This window comes from Thermobifida cellulosilytica TB100 (genome assembly GCF_001517975.1).
Classification (GTDB): domain Bacteria; phylum Actinomycetota; class Actinomycetes; order Streptosporangiales; family Streptosporangiaceae; genus Thermobifida; species Thermobifida cellulosilytica.
In genome coordinates this window covers 17,474-21,378 of the sequence record NZ_KQ950185.1, presented here as the reverse complement: position 1 = coordinate 21,378, position 3,905 = coordinate 17,474, and the positions used below count along the sequence as shown (strand labels likewise).

Below are 3,905 nucleotides of genomic sequence, written 5' to 3'. Positions count from 1 at the left end.
TCCCCCTGAGCCTGTCCCGGCGGCCCGCAGCCCCCGGGACACAACCCCACAAAGAGGGACGCAAGTCGCAAAATTCGCAAACCTCTAGCATGGGTTCCGTGAACGGCCAGGAACCCCAGGACGAGGACCGCGCCGACCGTCCGCCCCTGCCGCGGGCCGCCTCCCGGGTCCGGGCCGGGATCGCCGAACGCCCCCGGCCGCGCATCGGCCTCCGCGCGGTCCTGTGGCCGGCCCCCGGCCGCTGGGAGTGGTCCCGCGGACTACAGGCCGGGGCCGCGATGGGCGTCTCCTTCGGCCTGGTCGCCGCCCTCCTCTCGCCGTCCCTGGGCTCGCTGGCCGCCCTGGGCTCGATGACGGTGCTCTACGAGCGGGCCACGCCCTACGCGCACCGGGCCGCCTCGCTCGCGCTGATCGCCGCGGGCTTCGTCGCCAGCGTGGCCGTCGGCTCGCTCGCCTCGGTCTCGCCGTGGACGGCGGCAGCGGCCATCGGCCTGGTGGCGGGCACGGCCACCTGGGCCTGCCAGTCGCTGCGCGTCGAGGCGCCCGGCCCCTTCTTCTTCGTGCTGGTCTGCTCGATCGCCACCATCGTGCCCGGCGGGCCCGGCGCGGTCCCCCTGCACGCCGGGGTGGCCGCGGTCGGCGCGGGCATCGGCTGGCTGGTGTCCATGGCGGGCGCGCTGCCGGACTCCCGCGGCCCCGAGGAGCGCGCGGTGGCCGCCGCCTTCGGCCGCCTGGGCGCACTGCTGCGGGCCGTGGGCACGCCCCGGGTGGACCACGCCCAGCACGAGGCGTCGCTGGCGGTGGCCGCCGCGTGGCGGGTCGTGCTCCAGGCCCAGACGCGCGGCTACCGGGACAGCCCGCGCGCCGCCCGGCTGCGCGCGCTGCTGCGCTGGGTCTCCGACATCCACCTGACCGCCACCGAGGTGGCGCTGGGCCGCACCTCTCCCCTGCCCGCGGCCGCCGCCGACTTCGCCGACGAGCTGGCCCGCGCGGTGGCCCGCCCCGGCTCCTCCCCCGCTCCGGAGCGGCTCGACGGGGTGCGCCGCGGCCTGCGGCCCCGCTCCCTGGAGTCGCGGCTGTACCGGCTGCTGGCGCGGACCGCGCGCAGCGCCCGCCGCCTCGACCACGAGGTGGAGGGGCGCGGGGTGCGGCTGTACGACCGGCGCACCCCGCCGCTGCTGGAGTCGCTGCGCTCGGGGTGGAGCAGCGGGTCTCTGGTGCGGCCGACCGCGCTGCGCATGGGCCTGACCGTGACCGCCTCCGGCCTGCTGGCCCTCCTGCTGGGGTTCGAGCGGTTCTACTGGGTGCCGGTCACCGCGGCCTCGGTGTTGCAGGGCGGCAACGTGGTGCTCACCGCCAGCCGGTCGGCCCAGCGCGTGGTCGGCACCGTGGCCGGCGTGGCGGTCGGCGGGGCCCTGCTGGCGCTCGCGCCGCCGCTGCCCGCGGTGGTCGCGGTCGCGGCGCTGCTGCAAGCGCTGGCCCAGACGGTGCTGCCGCGCAGCTTCTGCTACGCCAGCGCCGCGCTGACGCCGATGGCGCTGCTGCTGGCCGCCACGGCCGCGCCCTGTCCGCCGGGGCTGCTGGTGCGCGAGCGCGTCGTGGACACCCTGGTCGGCTCGCTGGTGGGGGTGGCGGGGGCGCTGCTGCTGTGGCGGCGCGCCTCGTCGAGCCGCCTGCCGCAGGCCCTCGCCACGGCGCTGCGGACCAGCCGCCGGGTGCTGCTGGAGGCGCTGGACCCCGACGCGGCGCTCGGGCCGGAGCAGCGCTACCGGCTCCGCCGCGACCTGCGCGCGGACCTGCTGCGGCTGCGCGGCGTCTACGACAGCGCGGTGGGCGACGTGCCGCGCGCCGAGCACACCGCCCCGCTGTGGCCGGCGGTCGTCGCCGCCCAGCGCACCGGCTACCTGGCGCTGGCGGCGCTGGCTGCCGAGGACGTGCCGCCCGCCACCCACATCACGCTGCAACGGCTGGGGCTGGCCTTCGACGAGCTGGCCGCGGCGCTGCACGAGCGGCGCGCGCCCCGCCTGGGGGCGCTGCCCAGCATGCCCGACCACCCGCGGCTGGTCATGGAGGTGCGGGCGCTGGCGGCGGCGCTGCGCACCGCGGCGGCCGGGACCGGCTCCCGGGGGCGGTGAGCCGCGGGCCGGACGGCCGGGCCGCCCGGCCCCGGGCGGGTCAGACGAGGGCGAAGGCGCGGACCGGCATCGTGCCCATGCCGCGGATCTTCACCGGGACCGCGAAGAACTGGAACCCCTCCTCGGGGAGCTGGTCGAGCAGGCACAGGTGCTCCACCACGGGGACGCCCGCGGCCAGCAGGATCGAGTGCGAGGGGCGGGCGCCGCCGCTGCCGGCCGAGGTGTCGTCGATGTTGACCGAGTCGATGCCCACCAGGGCGGCCCCGGCCTCGACCAGCGCCTTGGCCCCCTCCTCGGTGAGGAAGGGGTGCTCGGGGCTGCCGTAGGCCTCGGTGCGCCAGTGCCGGTCCCAGCCGGTGCGGATCAGCACGGCCCGGCCTGCCAGGTCCAGGCCGCGGAAGGCCTCGGGGCCGATCCCGCGCCCGGCGGCGTCGACGACCCGGCCGGGCAGCGCCGCGACCTTCTCCAGCGGCAGGTCGGCCAGGTCGGATCCGTCGCGGTAGCGGTGGGCGGGGGTGTCCAGGTAGGTGCCGGTGTTGCCGACCATCGAGATGCGGCGGATCCGGAACTCGGTGCCCAGGGCGTAGCTCTGCTGCGAGTCGTCGAACGACAGGTGGTCCTCGATGACCGGGCCGGGAAGTCCCGGGTAGGTGGTCATACCAGCCACGATCTGGTGGCTGACATCAATCAGACGCGCCATGGTATGGGTCCTCGTCTCTTCCCTGACAGGTCTAGACCACTGTAGCGCGCGCCGGGCGGGGCGCCGCCCGGGCGCCCCCCGTGACCGCGCCGTTGTCCGCGCCCGGTAGAGTGCCGCGCGGGCGACGAGGACAGGGCGAGGGGGAACAGGCCGTGCCGCTGACGCTGTACCAGGCCGCCAAGGCGGTCGTGGCTCCGACCACCCGGGCGCTGTGGCCGCTTCAGGTGGAGGGGCTGCACCACGTCCCCGCGCGGGGCCCGGTGATCCTCGCCTGCAACCACCTGTCCAACCTGGACCCGCTGTTCCTGGGCGTGGTGGTGCCCCGGCCGATCGTCTTCATCGCCAAGAAGGAGCTGTTCGCCGAGGGCAACGCGGCGCAGCGGGCCTTCACCCGGGCGCTGCGCGCCATCGGCCAGGTGTCGGTGGACCGCCGTCCCGGGCAGAGCGCCCAGGAGGCGATGGAGCGCAGCCTGGCCGTGCTCGCCGAGGGCAGGGTGTTCGGGATCTTCCCCGAGGGCACCCGCTCCCCCGACGGCCGCCTGTACAAGGGGCAGACCGGTCTGGCCTGGCTGGCGCTGACCTCGGGCGCCCCGGTGGTCCCGGCCGCGCTGGCGGGCACCGACCGCATCCTGCCCCCGGGGCGCCGGATCCCGTCGCTGCGCCGCGTCGGGGTGCGCTTCGGCGCTCCGGTGGACCTGTCGCCGTGGGAGGGGCAGGCGGGCCGGGCCCGTGCCCGGCGGGAGGCCACCGAGGCGGTGATGGCCGCCATCCAGAAGCTGTCCGGCCAGGAGCGGGTGGCGCGGTTCGCCTCCTCGGTCAAGGCCGAGCTGGCCGCCCGCGACCGGCGGGTCCCGGCCTAGCCCGCCGCGCCGCGCGGGGTGGCACCGGTCACGTCCACGGCGCGGCGCCCGGTCCCGGCCGGAGAGCCCGCGCCCGCGGCGCCGCTGCACCGGCGCCCTCCCGCCGCCGCGGCGGGGGCGTTCCCGTGTGACCGGTGTCGCCCCCGGCGGCCGCCGCCATGGGTTAGAGTCTCTGCTTGGCTGGTGTGGTAGCAAGTGTCCCCCGGGCTC

3 protein-coding genes are annotated in these 3,905 nt (G+C 77.4%); 2 read left to right on the top strand and 1 reads right to left on the bottom strand.

All coding sequences use genetic code 11. The annotated features are described in order from the left end of the window. Window positions 1-98 precede the first annotated feature (98 nt). Complete coding sequence (locus AC529_RS15830; protein WP_232306773.1) at window positions 99-2,135, top strand: FUSC family protein; 2,037 nt, start codon at window positions 99-101, stop codon at window positions 2,133-2,135. 40 nt (window positions 2,136-2,175) lie between these two features. Here AC529_RS15830 and AC529_RS15825 read toward each other — a convergent pair whose 3' ends face one another. Then, window positions 2,176-2,835: a cyclase family protein gene (locus AC529_RS15825; RefSeq protein WP_068758098.1), complete on the bottom strand. Its 660-nt coding sequence runs from the start codon at window positions 2,833-2,835 to the stop codon at window positions 2,176-2,178. 158 nt (window positions 2,836-2,993) lie between these two features. On the opposite strand from AC529_RS15825, the gene AC529_RS15820 reads away from it, so the two are divergent. Further along, window positions 2,994-3,695, top strand: coding sequence for a lysophospholipid acyltransferase family protein (locus AC529_RS15820; RefSeq protein ID WP_068758311.1), 702 nt, complete (start codon window positions 2,994-2,996; stop codon window positions 3,693-3,695). Window positions 3,696-3,905 lie beyond the last annotated feature (210 nt).